Here is a 15058-nt window from a genome sequence, read left to right on the forward strand (position 1 = left end):
TTTCCATCGTGGATCGATCGCGGATGGGCTGTGGGTCGACCCTGGGCCGATGGAAGGAAAGATCATGGGAAGACTGACCGTGCTCGCGCTGCGTGGCGTGATCGTGGCGTTGCTCACCGGCTCGGTGTTCGTCCAGGCGGTGATGGTCCCGCTGTTGGGCAGGGATCTGGACGAGGCCGACACCGAACTCGCCTACCCGCCCGCCGCGTTCCTGGTGACCGTCATCCTGGGCATCGTGACCGCACAGGTCGTCCTGGTCTGCGTGTGGCGCCTGGTGACGATGGTGCGGCGAGGAACCGTTTTCTCCGACGCCGCTTTCCGGTACGTCCACATCGTGATCGGCGCGTTCGTGACGGCTGCCCTCCTGATGTTCACGCTCGGGGTCCTGCTGGCGCCGGGCGAGGCCGTCGCCCCCGGAGTCGTCCTGCTGGTCGGTGGCGCCGTCATGGCGATCCTGGGCGTGGCGCTCATCGTGCTCGTGCTGCGCATGCTGCTCGCCCAGGCGGTGGCCCGCGATGTCGAGGCGACGCGGATGCGGGCCGAACTCGCCGAGGTGATCTGATGCCGATCGTCGTCGACATCGACGTGATGCTGGCCAGGCGCAAGATGTCCGTGGGCGAACTCGCGGAACGCGTCGGGATCACACCCGCCAACCTGGCGGTCCTCAAGAACGGCCGCGCCAAGGCGGTGCGCTTCTCGACGCTCGCCGCCCTCTGCGAGGTGCTGGAGTGCCAGCCCGGCGACCTTCTGCGCTGGGAGGCCGGGGACGAGGCAGAGGCAGAGAGCAGGGCGGGGGCCGGGGCTGTCGGGGACGGCTGATGAGTCACGCGTCCGTGGCGGCGAGGGCCCAGTACCTTCCCGCCGACGCTGGAGGCGCCAGGCCGTGGCGGGTGGACCCGCTACGGCCTGGCGCGTTTCTCTTCGTTTCCCTGCGCACTCCGAAGACTCCGGTGACTCCGGTGACTCCGGTGACTCCGGTGACTCCGGTGACTCCGGTGACTCCGGTGACTCCGGTGACTCCGGTGACTCCGGTGACTCCGGTGACTCCGGTGACTCCGGTGACTGCGGTGACTGCGGTGACTCCGGGCAAGCGCTCCGGGGCCCCGCTTCCAGCACGAGGGGCGGGACGACTCAGCCGACCCGACAGGGAAGGGTCGTCGTACTGTCACCGCCGGGTCCCGCGACGACGTAGCCGAACGAGGCACTCTGCCCCGGACTCAAGGAGCCGTTCCAGTTGGCGTTGTGGACCATCACCGCCTGGCCGTTGTAGGTGGCGTTGCCGTTCCAGAGGCTGTCGATCTTCTGGCCGGTGGTCAGTGTCCAGTCGACCATCCAGCCGAGCATCGGGACGTCGCCCGAGTTGGTGACGGTGACCTCGGACTGGTAACCGCCGTTCCAGCTTCCCGTCGTCCTGCGGGTCGCCGTGCAGGTGCCGGGGACGGGCTCGGTCGGGTTGCCGGGCTCATGGATACCGGTCACCTCGCCGTTGCCGCCGTCGAAGACGACATCGGAGCAGGAGTAGAAGGTCTCGGCACTGTCCGAGCGCTGCCAGACCATGTAGACGATGTGCCGCCCCGACTTGCCTTCGGGAAGCTTGCCGTTCCAGGCGTAGTTGGCCTCGACCGTACCCGGGCTGCCGTTGAGTGGCGGGTGGTCGACGCTCAGGAACGGCTGGTCCTCGATCGCGTCCCAGGTGAGAGCTTGGGCGGGGTCGAAGCCGTCCTTGGTGATGTAGACGTAGAACCAACCCGGATGGGCGGCCCAGGCGTTGTAGGAGAAGTCGACGTTCGCACCCGAGGTGAGGTGGGTGAGCGGCCAGTCGTTGCGGGGTGCGTCGAAACCGGTGAAGTTGGTGTTTCCGCCGCTGCACAGCTGGCCGTCGGGTACGAAGCCCCGGGTGCGGCCGGCGCCGTCGGAGCGAAGCACGGAGAACCAGTTGTAGAACGGCGTGGTCCCGCTGACCTGCTGCGCGTTTCTGCAAGCGGGGTTGATCGGTTTGATCTCACCGGTGTCGGTCAGCCCGTCCTGCCAGCACAGGAAGGTCCGGCTGCCGGGCTTCATGGGGGTGCCGTGCGCCTCGGCTTTACCGCCGGTCGTGACGATGAGTCCGACAGCGGGGAGGGTGGCGAAGAGGGAGAGGAGGACAAGGAGGAGGGCCCTGGTACGTAACTTCGCCCTCACTCTTGTCGTGATCATGACAGTCTTGACGTCTCGCATGGGAGTCCGTCCTTCCACGTACGGACCGTGCGGGCATGGAACGGTGCGGGTGCGATGCGGGTGCGGGCGCGACGCGACTGCGAAAGGGAGGGGTTGAGGCGGGAGCGACACCCGGCGGGTTCCGGTCCACCGTATGGGAGCGCTCCCACCTCACCTGTGCCGGAAGATAGCGCTGTCGGGCCGACTTGTAAACGGAATCAGCGTTGTTGCCCGGAATCGAGCGCCCGACAGGGGCGCTGGGCTCATCCGGCGGTCGGCGAAATGCCTATGGACACGGCTGAAGTCGGCAAGGTCTCGGACATCGCCTTCGCGCAGACCGAGCCGCGGATCGACATGCTGCAGAAGCGCCGGCCCTCGATGGTGAGCGGCCACGTACGGCGCTCACGGGTGCGCGCATCCCGGTGTGGCGGTGCTGGGAACATGTCCCCATGCGGGAGATCGACGAATTGACTCAGGTGGACGACCCGGCCTGGCCGCAACTGCAGGAGGCGTTCACCGGCAGCGGTGTGTCCGTGCGGGTGTTGGCCCCCGAACCCGAGGAAGGGCGCCGGTGCCTCGCGCAGTTGCAGGTCACCGCCCGTTCGACGCTCGGCGCGCTGGCCCTGAACTGTGGCGGGCTGGTGCTGGACGGAGGGTGGGTGCGGGTGTTCGGCGGCGGCTCACCGGCGCACGGGGGGCTGCCGAGCCTGGCCCGGGTCAACCGCTTTCCCGCTGTTGCCGACCACGCCTGGCATCCCGCGACCGGCCTCGTCGTGGGCCAGGACGTCCTGGGCGGGGTGTTCGCGTTGAACGGCCATGATCCGGCCGCCGCGGGCCGGCCCGGGGATCCGGGGCAGATGACGTACTTCGCCCCCGACACACTGGCGTGGGAGGCCATGGACATGGGCCACTCCGGATGGGTCGCCTGGCTGCTGTCCGGGCGGCTCGACACGTTCTACGACGGACTGCGCCCGCCCGGCTGGCGCGAGGAGGCCGCTGCCCTGAGCCTCTCGGAGGGAATCTCCGTGTTCCCCTTCCTGTGGACCGAGGAGGCGCACGCCGATCTCGCTGCCACCAGCCGTCGGGCGGTGCCGATGCGCGAGATCCTCGGAGTCGCCGCCGACTTCGCCCTCCAGATGGGCCCTGCGGACCCGGGGTTCCTCGGCGAGGTGTGAGTCCCGGCCGAGGAAACATCGGCGCTTCGGTTTCCGGGTCCGTTACCGCTGCCGCTCCCCGGCGGGCGCGCCGTACCAGCGCCATGAGGTGAGGCGGTGGTGACCGGGGAGTTCCGCGCGGCCTGTGGCCCAGAGAAGGGTGGGCCACCGGGGGGTGCCGGTCGGGGCGTCCGGGAAGAGCCTGGTCAGCACCCGGCCGCAGAGGTCGGCGTCGGGCTCCCAGTCGAGGCCGAGTCCCTCGGTGACGTCGTGCAGGTGCACCAGCGTCTCGACGACGCCCATCGCGGCGAAGCCCTCCGGGTCGGCCAGGCCGAAGACGTGGTGCGACCGTACGGCCGGCGACGTGGTCCGCACGACGGCCGTGAGCAGGGTGCCGCACGCCTCCAGGACCAGCAACAGGCCTGCCGGGCCGGCCGCGCGGTCGGCGAAGATGACGTTCGCCGGACCGCCCGGCTTACTCCGGCTCCACACGAACGGCACCTCGGTGTCCGACGGCGGGTTCCGCGGGCCGAGTTGGGCGGCATAGGCGAACAAGTCGTCGGCAAGGTGCTCGACGGTCTCCCAGCAGGTCCACTCCAGGGAGCCGGCCTTGGCGTCCCAGCGCGACACGTCCGCCCCGTGCAGGGCGGTCACGCCCAGCCGGACGGCGTACGCGACATCGTCCGCGGTGACGGGACCACTCGTTGCGGAACCGCTTGCAGGACCGCTTGCTGCAGGTGTTTCAGGCATGGCCGGACCGTATCAACGGCCCCTCCGGCAGTCGCCGGTGGCGGCCCCTGAGGCCACAGCGGCGAAGGGCCCTCGCGGGCCACCGCGCACGGCGAAGGGCCGCACCCCCGTCACCGGGGGAACGGCCCTCGCCTGTGTCACCGAACCGCTTGCTGGTTACTTGCGGATCAGGCTGCGCAGCACGTACTGCATGATGCCGCCGTTGCGGTAGTAGTCGGCCTCACCGGGGGTGTCGATGCGGACGACCGCGTCGAACTCGACGCCCGTGTCGGTGGTGACCTTGACCGTGCGCGGCGTGGTGCCGTTGTTCAGCTCCTCGACGCCGGTGAAGGAGAAGGTCTCCTCGCCGGTCAGGCCGAGGGAGGCGGCGGACTGGCCCTCCGGGAACTGGAGCGGCAGGACGCCCATGCCGATGAGGTTCGAGCGGTGGATGCGCTCGTACGACTCGGCGATGACGGCCTTGACGCCGAGCAGCGCGGTGCCCTTGGCGGCCCAGTCGCGGGACGAGCCGGAGCCGTACTCCTTGCCGGCCAGGATGGCCAGCGGGGTGCCCTGCTCGATGTAGTTGCGCGAGGCGTCGTAGATGAACGACACCGGACCGCCGTCCTGGGTGAAGTCGCGGGTGTAACCGCCTTCCGTACCCGGCGCGATCTGGTTGCGCAGGCGGATGTTGGCGAAGGTGCCGCGGATCATGACCTCGTGGTTGCCTCGGCGCGAGCCGTAGGAGTTGAAGTCACGACGCTCCACACCGTGCTCGGTGAGGTACTTGCCGGCCGGGGTGTCGGCCTTGATGGCGCCGGCCGGGGAGATGTGGTCGGTGGTGACCGAGTCGCCCAGCTTGGCCAGGACGCGCGCGCCCGTGATGTCGGAGACCGGGGTGGTCTCCATCGTCATGCCGTCGAAGTACGGGGGCTTGCGCACGTAGGTCGACTGCGGGTCCCACTCGAAGGTGTTGCCGGTCGGGATCGGCAGCGCCTGCCACTGGGCGTCGCCCGCGAAGACGTCCTGGTAGGACTTGTTGAACATGTCCTCGCCGATGGCGTTGGCCACGACGTCGTTGACCTCGGCCTCGGTGGGCCAGATGTCCTTGAGGTAGACCGGGTTGCCGTCCTGGTCGGCGCCCAGGGCGTCGCGCGTGATGTCCACCTTCATGGATCCCGCGAGGGCGTACGCGACGACCAGCGGCGGGGAGGCCAGGTAGTTCATCTTGACGTCGGGGTTGATCCGGCCCTCGAAGTTGCGGTTGCCGGAGAGGACCGAGGTGACCGCGAGGTCGTGGTCGTTGACGGCCTTGGAGACCTCCTCCGGCAGCGGGCCGGAGTTGCCGATGCAGGTGGTGCAGCCGTAGCCGACGAGGTTGAAGCCGACCTTGTCGAGGTACGGGGTCAGGCCCGCCTTGTCGAAGTAGTCGGTGACGACCTTCGAACCCGGGGCGAGGGTGGTCTTGACCCACGGCTTGCGGGTCAGGCCCTTCTCCACGGCCTTCTTCGCGACGAGCGCGGCGGCGACCATGACGTACGGGTTGGAGGTGTTGGTGCAGGAGGTGATGGCCGCGACCGTCACCGCACCGTGGTCGATCTCGTACGTCGAGCCGTCGGGAGCGGTCACCGTGACCGGGTTGGACGGGGCACCGTTCGGGCTGACGGCCGGGGCGTCGGAGGCCGGGAAGGACTCCTGGCCGGCCTCGTCCACCGAGTCGACGTAGTTGCGGACGTCCGTCTTGAACTGCTCGGCGGCGTTCGCGAGGACGATGCGGTCCTGCGGGCGCTTCGGGCCGGCGATCGAGGGGACGACGGTCGACAGGTCCAGCTCGAGCTTCTCGGAGAAGTCCGGCTCGGCCTTCGGGTCCAGCCAGAGGCCCTGCGCCTTGGCGTACGCCTCGACGAGCGCGACCTGCTGCTCGTCACGGCCGGTCAGGCGCAGGTACTTCAGCGTCTCGTCGTCGATCGGGAAGATCGCGGCGGTGGAGCCGAACTCCGGCGACATGTTGCCGATGGTGGCGCGGTTCGCGAGGGAGGTGGCGGAGACGCCCTCGCCGTAGAACTCGACGAACTTGCCGACGACGCCGTGCTTGCGCAGCATCTCGGTGATCGTGAGGACGAGGTCGGTGGCGGTGGTGCCGGCGGGCAGCTCGCCGGTGAGCTTGAAGCCGACGACGCGCGGGATCAGCATGGAGACCGGCTGGCCGAGCATCGCGGCCTCGGCCTCGATGCCGCCGACGCCCCAGCCGAGGACGCCGAGGCCGTTGACCATGGTGGTGTGCGAGTCGGTGCCGACCAGGGTGTCGGGGTAGGCCTGGCCGTTACGGACCATGACCGTGCGCGCCAGGTGCTCGATGTTCACCTGGTGGACGATGCCGGTGCCCGGCGGGACGACCTTGAAGTCGTCGAAGGCGGTCTGGCCCCAGCGCAGGAACTGGTAGCGCTCCTTGTTGCGGCCGTACTCCAGCTCGACGTTCTGCGCGAAGGCCTCGTTCGTGCCGAACTTGTCGGCGATGACCGAGTGGTCGATGACCAGCTCGGCCGGGGAGAGCGGGTTGACCTTCGCCGGGTCACCGCCCAGCTCCTTGACGGCCTCACGCATGGTGGCGAGGTCGACGACACAGGGCACGCCGGTGAAGTCCTGCATGATCACGCGGGCCGGCGTGAACTGGATCTCCTGGGAGGGCTGAGCCTGCGAGTCCCAGTTACCGAGGGCGCGGATGTGGTCGGCGGTGATGTTCGCGCCGTCCTCCGTGCGGAGCAGGTTCTCCAGCAGCACCTTCAGGCTGTAGGGAAGGCGCGCGGAGCCCTCGACCTTGTCCAGCCGGAAGATCTCGTACGACTCGTCGCCCACCGGCAGCGTGCTGCGGGCGTCGAAGCTGTTCGCCGACACGACAGTCTCCTTCATTGATGTGCGCGTTCCACCGCATCCTGCCGTCACGCTGGCTTGGCCGATCCTCTAAGGTCAGGCTAAGTTAGGTAACCCTTACTGCGAGACCGGCGGTGCGTGCGGCTGCGGTGCGCCTCGGCAGATATCTCGATGTCGAGATAACTCTAGTACATGGGCGCTGGTTGGTCATGCCCAGGGCCCGCCGCGCCGCGCCACCGCGGACTCGCGGCGCCCGGATCCCCGGCGTGCGGCACCCGGCGCGCGGCGCGCGGCCGGCGGATGGCGCGGATGGCGTGGAATCCGTTTCGGGATTTTTCCGACATGGCGTCACCTGCTGGTACGTCAGCCGTCGGCCCTGCCCATGGAGCGCGGCCACGCCCCGCCGCGTACCGCCCATGGCTCGGCCGAGCGGGGGTAGACGAAAGCGGAGCGTTTCCCCGCCGTTTCCCCACGGCGCCCGCAACGCGCCGACCGAGAAGGAGACCCCCGTGCCCCTCACGTTCCGCAAGAGTTTCCGCATCCTTCCGGGGGTGCGGCTGAACATCAACCGGCGTTCGTGGTCCATCACCACCGGCGGCTCGCACGGCCCGCGCCACACCCGCAGCAGCACGGGGCGTCGTACGACATCGGTGGATTTGCCCGGACCTTTCGGGTGGCGTCGCACCCGTACCGCCAGGCGGCGTTGACGGGGCATCACTCGATCGGACCCCCCAAGAGGCGCGATCTCATATCTGAGATAACCTCAACCCCATGGCAGACGACTACCTCGTACGCATCGGCAGGCTCATCCGTGACGCCCGGCAGCACAGGGGCTGGACACAGGCGCAGCTGGCCGAGGCGCTCGGAACAAGCCAGAGCGCAGTCAACCGCATCGAGCGCGGGAACCAAAACATCAGCCTTGAGATGATCGCTCGAATCGGTGAAGCCCTGGACAGTGAAATCGTCTCACTGGGCTACGCGGGCCCGATGCATCTGCGCGTCGTGGGTGGCCGACGGCTGTCCGGCGCCATCGACGTGAAAACCAGCAAGAACGCGTGTGTGGCGCTGCTGTGCGCCTCGCTGCTCAACCGGGGGCGCACGGTGCTGCGCCGGGTCGCCCGCATCGAGGAGGTCTACCGCCTCCTGGAGGTGCTCAGCTCGATCGGCGTACGGGCACGCTGGATCAACGACGGCGTCGACCTGGAGATCGTGCCGCCGGCCGAGCTGGACATGGCGGCGATCGACGCCGAGGCAGCCGTACGCACCCGCTCGATCATCATGTTCTTCGGCCCGCTGCTGCACCGCATGGACCAGTTCAAGCTGCCGTACGCCGGCGGCTGCGACCTCGGGACGCGGACCATCGAGCCGCACATGATCGCGCTGCGCCGGTTCGGGCTGGACATCGCGGCGACGGAGGGGCAGTACCACGCCGTCGTCGACCGTGGCGTGCGCCCGGACCGCCCGATCGTGCTGACCGAGCGCGGGGACACCGTCACGGAGAACGCGCTGCTGGCCGCCGCCCGGCACGACGGGGTGACCGTCATCCGCAACGCCTCCTCCAACTACATGGTCCAGGACCTCTGCTTCTTCCTGGAGGCGCTCGGCGTCAAGGTCGAGGGCATCGGCACGACGACGCTCACCGTGCACGGCGTGCCGGACATCGACGTGGACGTGGACTACTCCCCCTCCGAGGACCCGGTCGAGGCGATGAGCCTGCTGGCCGCCGCCGTCGTCACGGAGTCGGAGCTGACGGTGCGCCGGGTGCCGATCGAGTTCCTGGAGATCGAGCTGGCCGTGCTGGAGGAGATGGGCCTCGATCACGACCGTACGCCGGAGTACGTCGCCGACAACGGCCGTACCCGCCTGGTGGACCTCACCGTCCGGCCGTCGAAGCTGGAGGCGCCGATCGACAAGATCCACCCGATGCCGTTCCCCGGCCTGAACATCGACAACGTGCCGTTCTTCGCGGCGATCGCCGCCGTCGCCCAGGGCAAGACCCTCATCCACGACTGGGTCTACGACAACCGCGCGATCTACCTGACCGACCTCAACCGCCTCGGCGGCCGGCTCCAGCTCCTCGACCCGCACCGGGTCCTGGTGGAGGGTCCCACCCGCTGGCGCGCCGCCGAGATGATGTGCCCGCCGGCCCTGCGGCCCGCGGTGGTCGTCCTGCTGGCGATGATGGCGGCGGAGGGCACGTCCGTGCTGCGCAACGTCTATGTCATCAACCGCGGTTACGAGGACCTGGCCGAGCGCCTCAACTCCATCGGGGCACAGATCGAGATCTTCCGGGATATCTGATACGACGATGCCACCGCACCCCCTCTGACCTGCAATGAAGCGGGGCAGGGAGGGGCGCGGCGGCATGCGTGGGACTTCTCTGGGACTTTGCGCCTGCCGCGGACTTCCGCGGGCCGTGCATCACGAGCGGCGGCGTCCGGCCGCCGCTACCCGAAGATCGCGTCGATAGCGACGCTGCCCCGTGCGCCCGCTCGCGGCAGGAAGTGGGAGTACTTCCGCAGCGTGAAGCCAGGGTCGGAGTGCCCCAGCCAGCGTGCCAGGGAGACGACCGATTCGCCAGCCTCCAGCTCCTCGGAGGCGTAGAAGTGGCGGAGGGCGTGGAATCCGTGCTCCCGGGACGGCTCCCACACACGGGCGCCCGCCGAGGCGCTCTCATCCAGCGGGGCAATCACGCCCGCCGTGGCCAGCGCGGGCTTCCACACGTAGGAGTTGAAGTAGTCAGTCACTGATGACGCCGAGGAACTGCTGGCGTTCTACGACTTCCCGGCCGAGCACTGGATCCACCTACGGACCACGAACCCCATCGAGTCGACGTTCTCCACGGTCAAGCTCCGCACCAAGGTCACCCGCGGCGCCGGAAGCCCGGCCGCAGCCCTCGCGATGGTGTTCAAGCTGGTCGAGTCCGCCCAGGCCCGCTGGCGGGCAATCACCGGAGCCCACCTGGTGCCCCTGGTCCGTGCGGGCGCCCGGTTCGAGAACGGCGTCCTGGTCGAGCGCCCTGAGCCTGCGGTGGCATGACCGTCGAAGTGTCAGAAACTCACTGGTCCGGCCGATTTCCGAACCGTGATACTCGATGTTTATGACGCGCGATGACCTCACCGGAGATATCCCAGTCAACCCGGCGTTGCGTCGGGTTCTGGCCACGGCCGACGGCCCGGAACTGTTGGAACTGCTGGCCAGCGGGATGTCGGGCGCGGATCTGACCACGCTGCTGCTGGAGGTGTTCCGGCGCCGGGCGGACCGGCTCTCGCCGGCCGAGGTGATGCGGCGCTATCGCAGCGATCGGTTCGTAGCCCCAGCGCCGGTCGAGTTCACCGCACTGCGCCGCACCGAGGACGCGTTGGTGTCGGCGTTGCCCGACGGCTTCGAGGTCCTCGTTCTCGCCCCGGTCGTGCCGCTGGCCACGCATTCGGCCGTGGCGACCGTCGATCCACGCAAGGTGATCGCGACTGTTCGAGGCAGCGAGGTGGCTGCCGACCCGACGAACGCACTGGCGCTAGAGGCATCGCACCGGCGCTCCCTGGCGCTGGCCGCCGATCCGCGTTCGAACGCGCCGGTCCGGCTGGCGGCCAGCCAGCGAGTGGCTCGCGCCCAGAGCTTCAACGGTCCGAAGAACCTCGCCCACTTCCAGCTCTTCGGTCTGGTGACCGCCGGCCGAGACACCGGCAACCGACTCTTTGAGCACCGGCACTTGGCCGAGCACCTACGGTACGCCGCCCGGGTCATGGCCGACGTCGGGGCACAGGACACAAAGATCAGACTGACCTTTCTGGAGGACGCGACTGGTCCGACCCTCGAGCAGATGCGCCACGACCTCGCCGGGCTGCCAGGAATACAGGTTTCCCAGGACCCCGACCGGACCACCGGACGCGGCTACTACACCGGCATCTGCTTCAAGATCTACACCAGCATCGGAGGCCACCAGCTGGAAGTCGGCGACGGCGGCTTCGTCCAATGGAGCCAACTGCTCACCGGTAACCGCAAAGAACGCCTACTGATCAGCGGATTCGGCGTCGACCGCCTTGCCGAGGCCCTCACGTCGCAGCCTGGGACTGGCGAGTCCTCATCGCAGCAGACAAGTCGAGCAATCCACAGGTCTTGACAATTACTCCCGCGTCAGCGGAGATCGATCATGGTCGGATGCCGCATAGAGGTTGCCAGCAGGACGGTGAATTGCCGGTCGAGGGCGTCTAGCGGAACCGGCGCCGCCTGCCGACGGCCATCTTCGCCGTCCTGGTTGTGTTCAGTCGCCGGGACAGCTGCGTGATCAGCAGGGGCGGCGTTCTGGAGACGATCGGCCGCAGCCCTCGCTGGTGTGGCCTCGGGAGTGGAATGCCTCCTGCGGACGCGATCACGGGAAGTCTCAGGGGGCATCCCTCGGTCGTTGCCGAGCGCCCAGTCGCACGACGCCGCTCGCCGGCGCCGCCTGTGGACCGTCGTGCAGAAGCCGGCCGGCGTCCTTCGCCATCGGCGAGGCAGACGTGCGGCACGTCTCCGCTTCGCCGCCGGTGAGGGCGTTCGTTCGGGCTGCGCCGGGACCTTCCGGGGGCCTTCAGGGCTTCGGCCGGGCGGACCACGCCGGGCGAAGCCCCCGCCACGCCGGAGTCTTCGGCTCGAAGACTCCGGCGTGGCATCGTTGTTCTGTTCCGGGCCGCTCAGCGGCTCAGGCGGCCGCCAGCTTCCGGATGCGCGGGTGGTTCTCCAGAGCCCACCGCACGGTCTTCGGCGGGCGTCCAAGCAGGGTTTCCAGCTCGTCGGTGATGCCGCCGTATCCTCCGCGGCCGATGATCCGGGTCAGGGTCTTCAGGTGCTCCGCAATGTGCGGGTACGCGGACATGTTGGTGTCCACGTAGGTCTCGTTCCAGGTCTCGATGTCTTCGGGAACATACGTGACCGGATGTCCCAGCACGGCCGCGAAGTCCTCCGCGAACCCGTGCATGTCCTTCAACTCCGGGCCGGTGAGCGCGTAGGACTTGGAGATGTGCGGCGCCGGGTCGGCCAGGATCTTCGCGCACAGTTCCGCGACGTCGTAACCGGCGATGGGTGCGAGCCGGTGATCGCCGAAGGGCAGACGCAGTTCACCGTCGGCCAGTGAGCCCAGGGCCAGCCAGGTCATGATGGGGTTCTCGACGAAGAAGGCCGCCTGCACGTTGACGGTCGGGACGCCGGACCACTCCAGCACCTGCTCGGCGACCCAGTGGGCCCGTTGCTGCGGCGACCAGTTGGCGACGAGTCCGCCGAGCCACGCGCCGTTCCTCCTCCGGCGCGGTCATCCTGTCGAACGTCATGAAGGACTGCTCGTACTCGGAGATGTTGACGAACACCTCGATGTCACCCTGGGCCCGCGCCGCCGCGGCCATCAGGCTGACGGCGTCGGTGTAATACGGCGACAGGCTCATGCTGAAGTAGATGCGCCGGACGCCCTTCAGCGCGGCGGTCACGTCGGCGATGGTGAGCAGGTCACCGACGAAGACCTCCGCCCCGGCCTGGCGGAGCGAGTGGGCGCGTTCGTCGTCCTGCCGTACGAACGCGCGGACGGGGTGCCCTTGTTCGAGCAGCATGTCGACCATCGTCCGGCTCACACCACCGATTTCGCCGGCGGCACCGGTGATCAGGATGGGATTGCGCTCTGGCATCAAGGTGTCCTCTGTCTGGTGGGGGTGGGTCAGTTGTTCGGAAGGCCGAGGAGGTGGGCGGCGAACGTCGTGCCGGGTGGCCGTCTCCGTGTGAGCCCGTGCGTCAGCCGGCCAGGCGGTTGATCTTGCGGATCTGCTTGTCGAAGGCGCGGGCGGGAACGAGACGGCGCAGCGTGCTCACGCGTCCGGCCGTGGGGCCGGCGGTGTAGCGCAGCTTCGGCCTGGCGTCGGTCGCCGCCGCGACGATCGCCTTGGCGACGACGGCGGGGTCGTCGCCGTCCCTGATCGCCTGCGCCAGCACGCGGTCGACGGTCTGGCGCTGCTTCGCGTAGGCGTGCAGGGGTGCCTCCGGCTTCGCACTGTTGGCCTCGAATCCGGTCCTGGTGTAGGCGGGCTCGACGAGAAGCGACCGGATGCCGTACTCCCGGACCTCGTGGTCCAAGGACTCGGAGTAGCCCTCGATCGCATGCTTGGAGGCGGCGTAGACGGCCATGTACGGCTGGGGCATGAATCCGAGTACGGACGAGATGTTGATGACGCGGCCGCGTTTCTGGGCGCGCATGTACGGCAGGACCTCCGTCACCATGCGCATGACCCCGAAGACGTTGGTGTCGAAGACGGCCTGGGCTTGCTCGACGGAGGTTTCCTCCGCCGCACCCATCGAGCCGACACCGGCGTTGTTCACCAGGACGTCGATCCGCCCGAACAGCGCGATCACCTCCTGGACCGCGCCGGTGACCGAGGCGTCACTGGCCACGTCGAGGCCGAGGAACGTCACGCCGTCGAGCAGGGTGACGCGTGAGGCGTCGCGGCTTGTGCCGACCACGCCGAAACCCGCCGCGGCCAGTGCGAGCGCGGTTTCCCTCCCGATGCCGGAGGACGCACCCGTCACGAGTGCCACCGGCCGATCTGTCGTCATCATGCACTCCCGCACTCATTGAAAAACCGATCGGTTTCCAGAACTGTAAACTGATCGGTTTCCGCATGCAAGTTCAAGCAGGGAGAAGGACGGCATGGGCAGGATCAGTGCGCAGGAGAGGCGCGAGAGCGCAACCCGGCGCTGGGCGCCCATGCCGACCGGACCGCAGGCTTCTTCGCCTGCGGCATGCTCGGCAACACTCTTGCGGCTATGGGGCTCCCCTCTAACGCCGGGCGGTAGGGAAGCGTTCTGGAGGGGCGATGCGTCAGCGCATACGTGCCGCGTCGAGCAGGGTGATCACCGTGGGTGCGATGAGCCCCGCCAGTTTGTCCGCTCCGATGCCCGCGCGGGCACTGGCACCGTCGAAGACCATGCTGAGCTGCCGGGCCAGCAGATCGGGATCGCTCGCCCCGCCGTGCTCGCCCTCGGCGCGGAAGAAGGCGGTCAGCTTCTCCTTGGCCTCATGGGCGACCCGGCTCGCGGGGTGACTCCGGTCCTTGAGCTCGATCTGCGCGGCCAGGTAGGGACAGCCGCGGAACTCGGGCGCGCGCGACTGCGATTCCGCCTGCTCGAAGACGTACAGGATCCGCTCGCGGGGCGACCGGCCGTCGTCCGCCGCGGGCAGGAGTGCTGTCGCATAGGCGGAAATGCGCTGCTCCAGACTCGCCGCGAGCAGTTCATCCTTGCTGTCGAACAGCTGGTACATGGAGCGCTTCGACACTCCCGCCGCCCTGCACAGCGCTTCGACGCCGATGCCGACGCCTTCCCGGTAGGTGAGCGTGGCCGCTGCCTCCAGCAGCCGCTCCCTGGGGCTTGGTTTCACATGGGTGGTCATGCTGCGAGGTTAACTCGATTCCAACAGGATGAAAACCGATCGGTTTCCAGCGTGGAGTCCGGGCGGAGGCTGGCGACGGCCTGAGGAAAGGCCGTCGCCGAGACACACACCGGGACCACTCCGAGCAATGGCCCCGTCCTGCGGGATGTAGGGGTGGCCTTCGCCATGCCGGGACCGTCGTCTTCCCTGGCGTCGTCCCCACCGGGATGCGGTGCAGCCCCTTGCCCACCTGGGTCCTCTCCGCCCCCGTGGTCTTCCTGTTCCTGCTGGTCGCGTTCGGCGGTCTGGCCGCGGCCTTCCTCCCGCTGCGCGTCGGCATGCTCTCCATCGCGGGCTCGATGGCCGCCCTGCGGCCCACTTCGTCCGGCCGTCGAGTCGTGGACCATGAAGGGCAGCCGCCTCGAACTGCGCGACCTCGCCTTCCGCAGCGTGGTGACCGTGGACACGGCCGCCGAACCCAAGCGGGTACTCAAGTCCTCCGCGGCGGGTGTCACGATCCGCGACCTGAAGACGGGCCGTACCCGTCGGCCCGCAGATCCAGCACATCGATGGAGCGTCCGGCTCGACGTCCACGCTGCGGAGCGACCACGTGACCATGCACGTCGAGAGCCTGACGGGCACCCTCTCCGACATCGAGGGCATTCCCCCGCCTCCTGCCCTTCGCCTCCACCTCACCCCCGACACCGCTCCGGAGCGG

The 15058-nt window shown here is 68.7% G+C and carries 14 protein-coding genes and 1 pseudogene; 7 read left to right on the forward strand and 8 right to left on the reverse strand.

Annotation, left to right across the window (positions count from 1 at the left end):
- Positions 1-64 precede the first annotated feature (64 nt).
- Positions 65-562 (forward strand): DUF2975 domain-containing protein, encoded by a 498-nt coding sequence (locus BZL64_RS09645; RefSeq protein WP_086768070.1) that lies wholly within the window; start codon positions 65-67, stop codon positions 560-562.
- On the forward strand, positions 562-819 hold the full coding sequence (locus BZL64_RS09650; protein ID WP_086768072.1) for a helix-turn-helix domain-containing protein: 258 nt from the start codon (positions 562-564) through the stop codon (positions 817-819). The genes BZL64_RS09645 and BZL64_RS09650 overlap by 1 nt, the downstream gene beginning before the upstream one ends.
- A gap of 312 nt (positions 820-1131) precedes the next feature.
- Here BZL64_RS09650 and BZL64_RS09660 read toward each other — a convergent pair whose 3' ends face one another.
- Positions 1132-2217 carry a lytic polysaccharide monooxygenase auxiliary activity family 9 protein gene (locus BZL64_RS09660; RefSeq protein WP_425276029.1) on the reverse strand — a complete coding sequence of 362 codons (1086 nt, stop codon included), beginning with the start codon at positions 2215-2217 and terminating at the stop codon, positions 1132-1134.
- Between the two features lie 428 nt (positions 2218-2645).
- On the opposite strand from BZL64_RS09660, the gene BZL64_RS09670 reads away from it, so the two are divergent.
- On the forward strand, positions 2646-3371 hold the full coding sequence (locus BZL64_RS09670) for a DUF2625 family protein (RefSeq protein WP_086768076.1): 726 nt from the start codon (positions 2646-2648) through the stop codon (positions 3369-3371).
- 42 nt (positions 3372-3413) lie between these two features.
- On the opposite strand, the gene BZL64_RS09675 is transcribed toward BZL64_RS09670, so the two are convergent.
- On the reverse strand, positions 3414-4100 hold the full coding sequence (locus BZL64_RS09675; protein ID WP_086768078.1) for a hypothetical protein: 687 nt from the start codon (positions 4098-4100) through the stop codon (positions 3414-3416).
- 156 nt (positions 4101-4256) lie between these two features.
- Positions 4257-6974, reverse strand: a complete 2718-nt coding sequence (gene acnA, locus BZL64_RS09680; RefSeq protein WP_086768097.1) for an aconitate hydratase AcnA — start codon at positions 6972-6974, stop codon at positions 4257-4259.
- A 485-nt stretch (positions 6975-7459) separates the two neighbouring features.
- Here acnA and BZL64_RS09685 point away from each other — a divergent pair, with 485 nt between their 5' ends.
- Together BZL64_RS09685 and BZL64_RS09690 are read left to right on the forward strand one after the other, a co-directional pair.
- Positions 7460-7657, forward strand: a complete 198-nt coding sequence (locus BZL64_RS09685) for a DUF4236 domain-containing protein (protein ID WP_086768080.1) — start codon at positions 7460-7462, stop codon at positions 7655-7657.
- Between the two features lie 64 nt (positions 7658-7721).
- Complete coding sequence (locus BZL64_RS09690; RefSeq protein WP_086768082.1) at positions 7722-9251, forward strand: helix-turn-helix domain-containing protein; 1530 nt, start codon at positions 7722-7724, stop codon at positions 9249-9251.
- Positions 9252-9397: 146 nt separating this feature from the next.
- Here BZL64_RS09690 and BZL64_RS09695 read toward each other — a convergent pair whose 3' ends face one another.
- Positions 9398-9697 (reverse strand): site-specific integrase, encoded by a 300-nt coding sequence (locus BZL64_RS09695; RefSeq protein WP_244205277.1) that lies wholly within the window; start codon positions 9695-9697, stop codon positions 9398-9400.
- Here BZL64_RS09695 and BZL64_RS09700 point away from each other — a divergent pair.
- Positions 9693-9989, forward strand: a pseudogene (locus BZL64_RS09700) (transposase); the annotation flags it as partial. The gene BZL64_RS09695 and the pseudogene BZL64_RS09700 sit on opposite strands and share 5 nt — an antisense overlap.
- Positions 9990-10050: 61 nt before the next feature.
- Positions 10051-11073, forward strand: coding sequence for a hypothetical protein (locus BZL64_RS09705; protein WP_208639406.1), 1023 nt, complete (start codon positions 10051-10053; stop codon positions 11071-11073).
- Between the two features lie 561 nt (positions 11074-11634).
- Here BZL64_RS09705 and BZL64_RS41025 read toward each other — a convergent pair.
- From BZL64_RS41025 to BZL64_RS09720, 4 genes are all read right to left on the reverse strand, one after another.
- Positions 11635-12087 carry a Rossmann-fold NAD(P)-binding domain-containing protein gene (locus tag BZL64_RS41025; protein WP_244205278.1) on the reverse strand — a complete coding sequence of 151 codons (453 nt, stop codon included), beginning with the start codon at positions 12085-12087 and terminating at the stop codon, positions 11635-11637.
- Positions 12050-12607, reverse strand: coding sequence for an NmrA family NAD(P)-binding protein (locus tag BZL64_RS41030; protein WP_244205279.1), 558 nt, complete (start codon positions 12605-12607; stop codon positions 12050-12052). The genes BZL64_RS41025 and BZL64_RS41030 overlap by 38 nt, the downstream gene beginning before the upstream one ends.
- Before the next feature lie 103 nt (positions 12608-12710).
- Complete coding sequence (locus BZL64_RS09715; protein ID WP_208639407.1) at positions 12711-13526, reverse strand: oxidoreductase; 816 nt, start codon at positions 13524-13526, stop codon at positions 12711-12713.
- A gap of 265 nt (positions 13527-13791) precedes the next feature.
- Positions 13792-14361: a TetR/AcrR family transcriptional regulator gene (locus BZL64_RS09720; RefSeq protein ID WP_086768086.1), complete on the reverse strand. Its 570-nt coding sequence runs from the start codon at positions 14359-14361 to the stop codon at positions 13792-13794.
- Positions 14362-15058: the final 697 nt, after the last annotated feature.

Source organism: Streptomyces bobili (assembly GCF_002154575.1).
Classification (GTDB): Bacteria; Actinomycetota; Actinomycetes; order Streptomycetales; family Streptomycetaceae; genus Streptomyces; species Streptomyces bobili.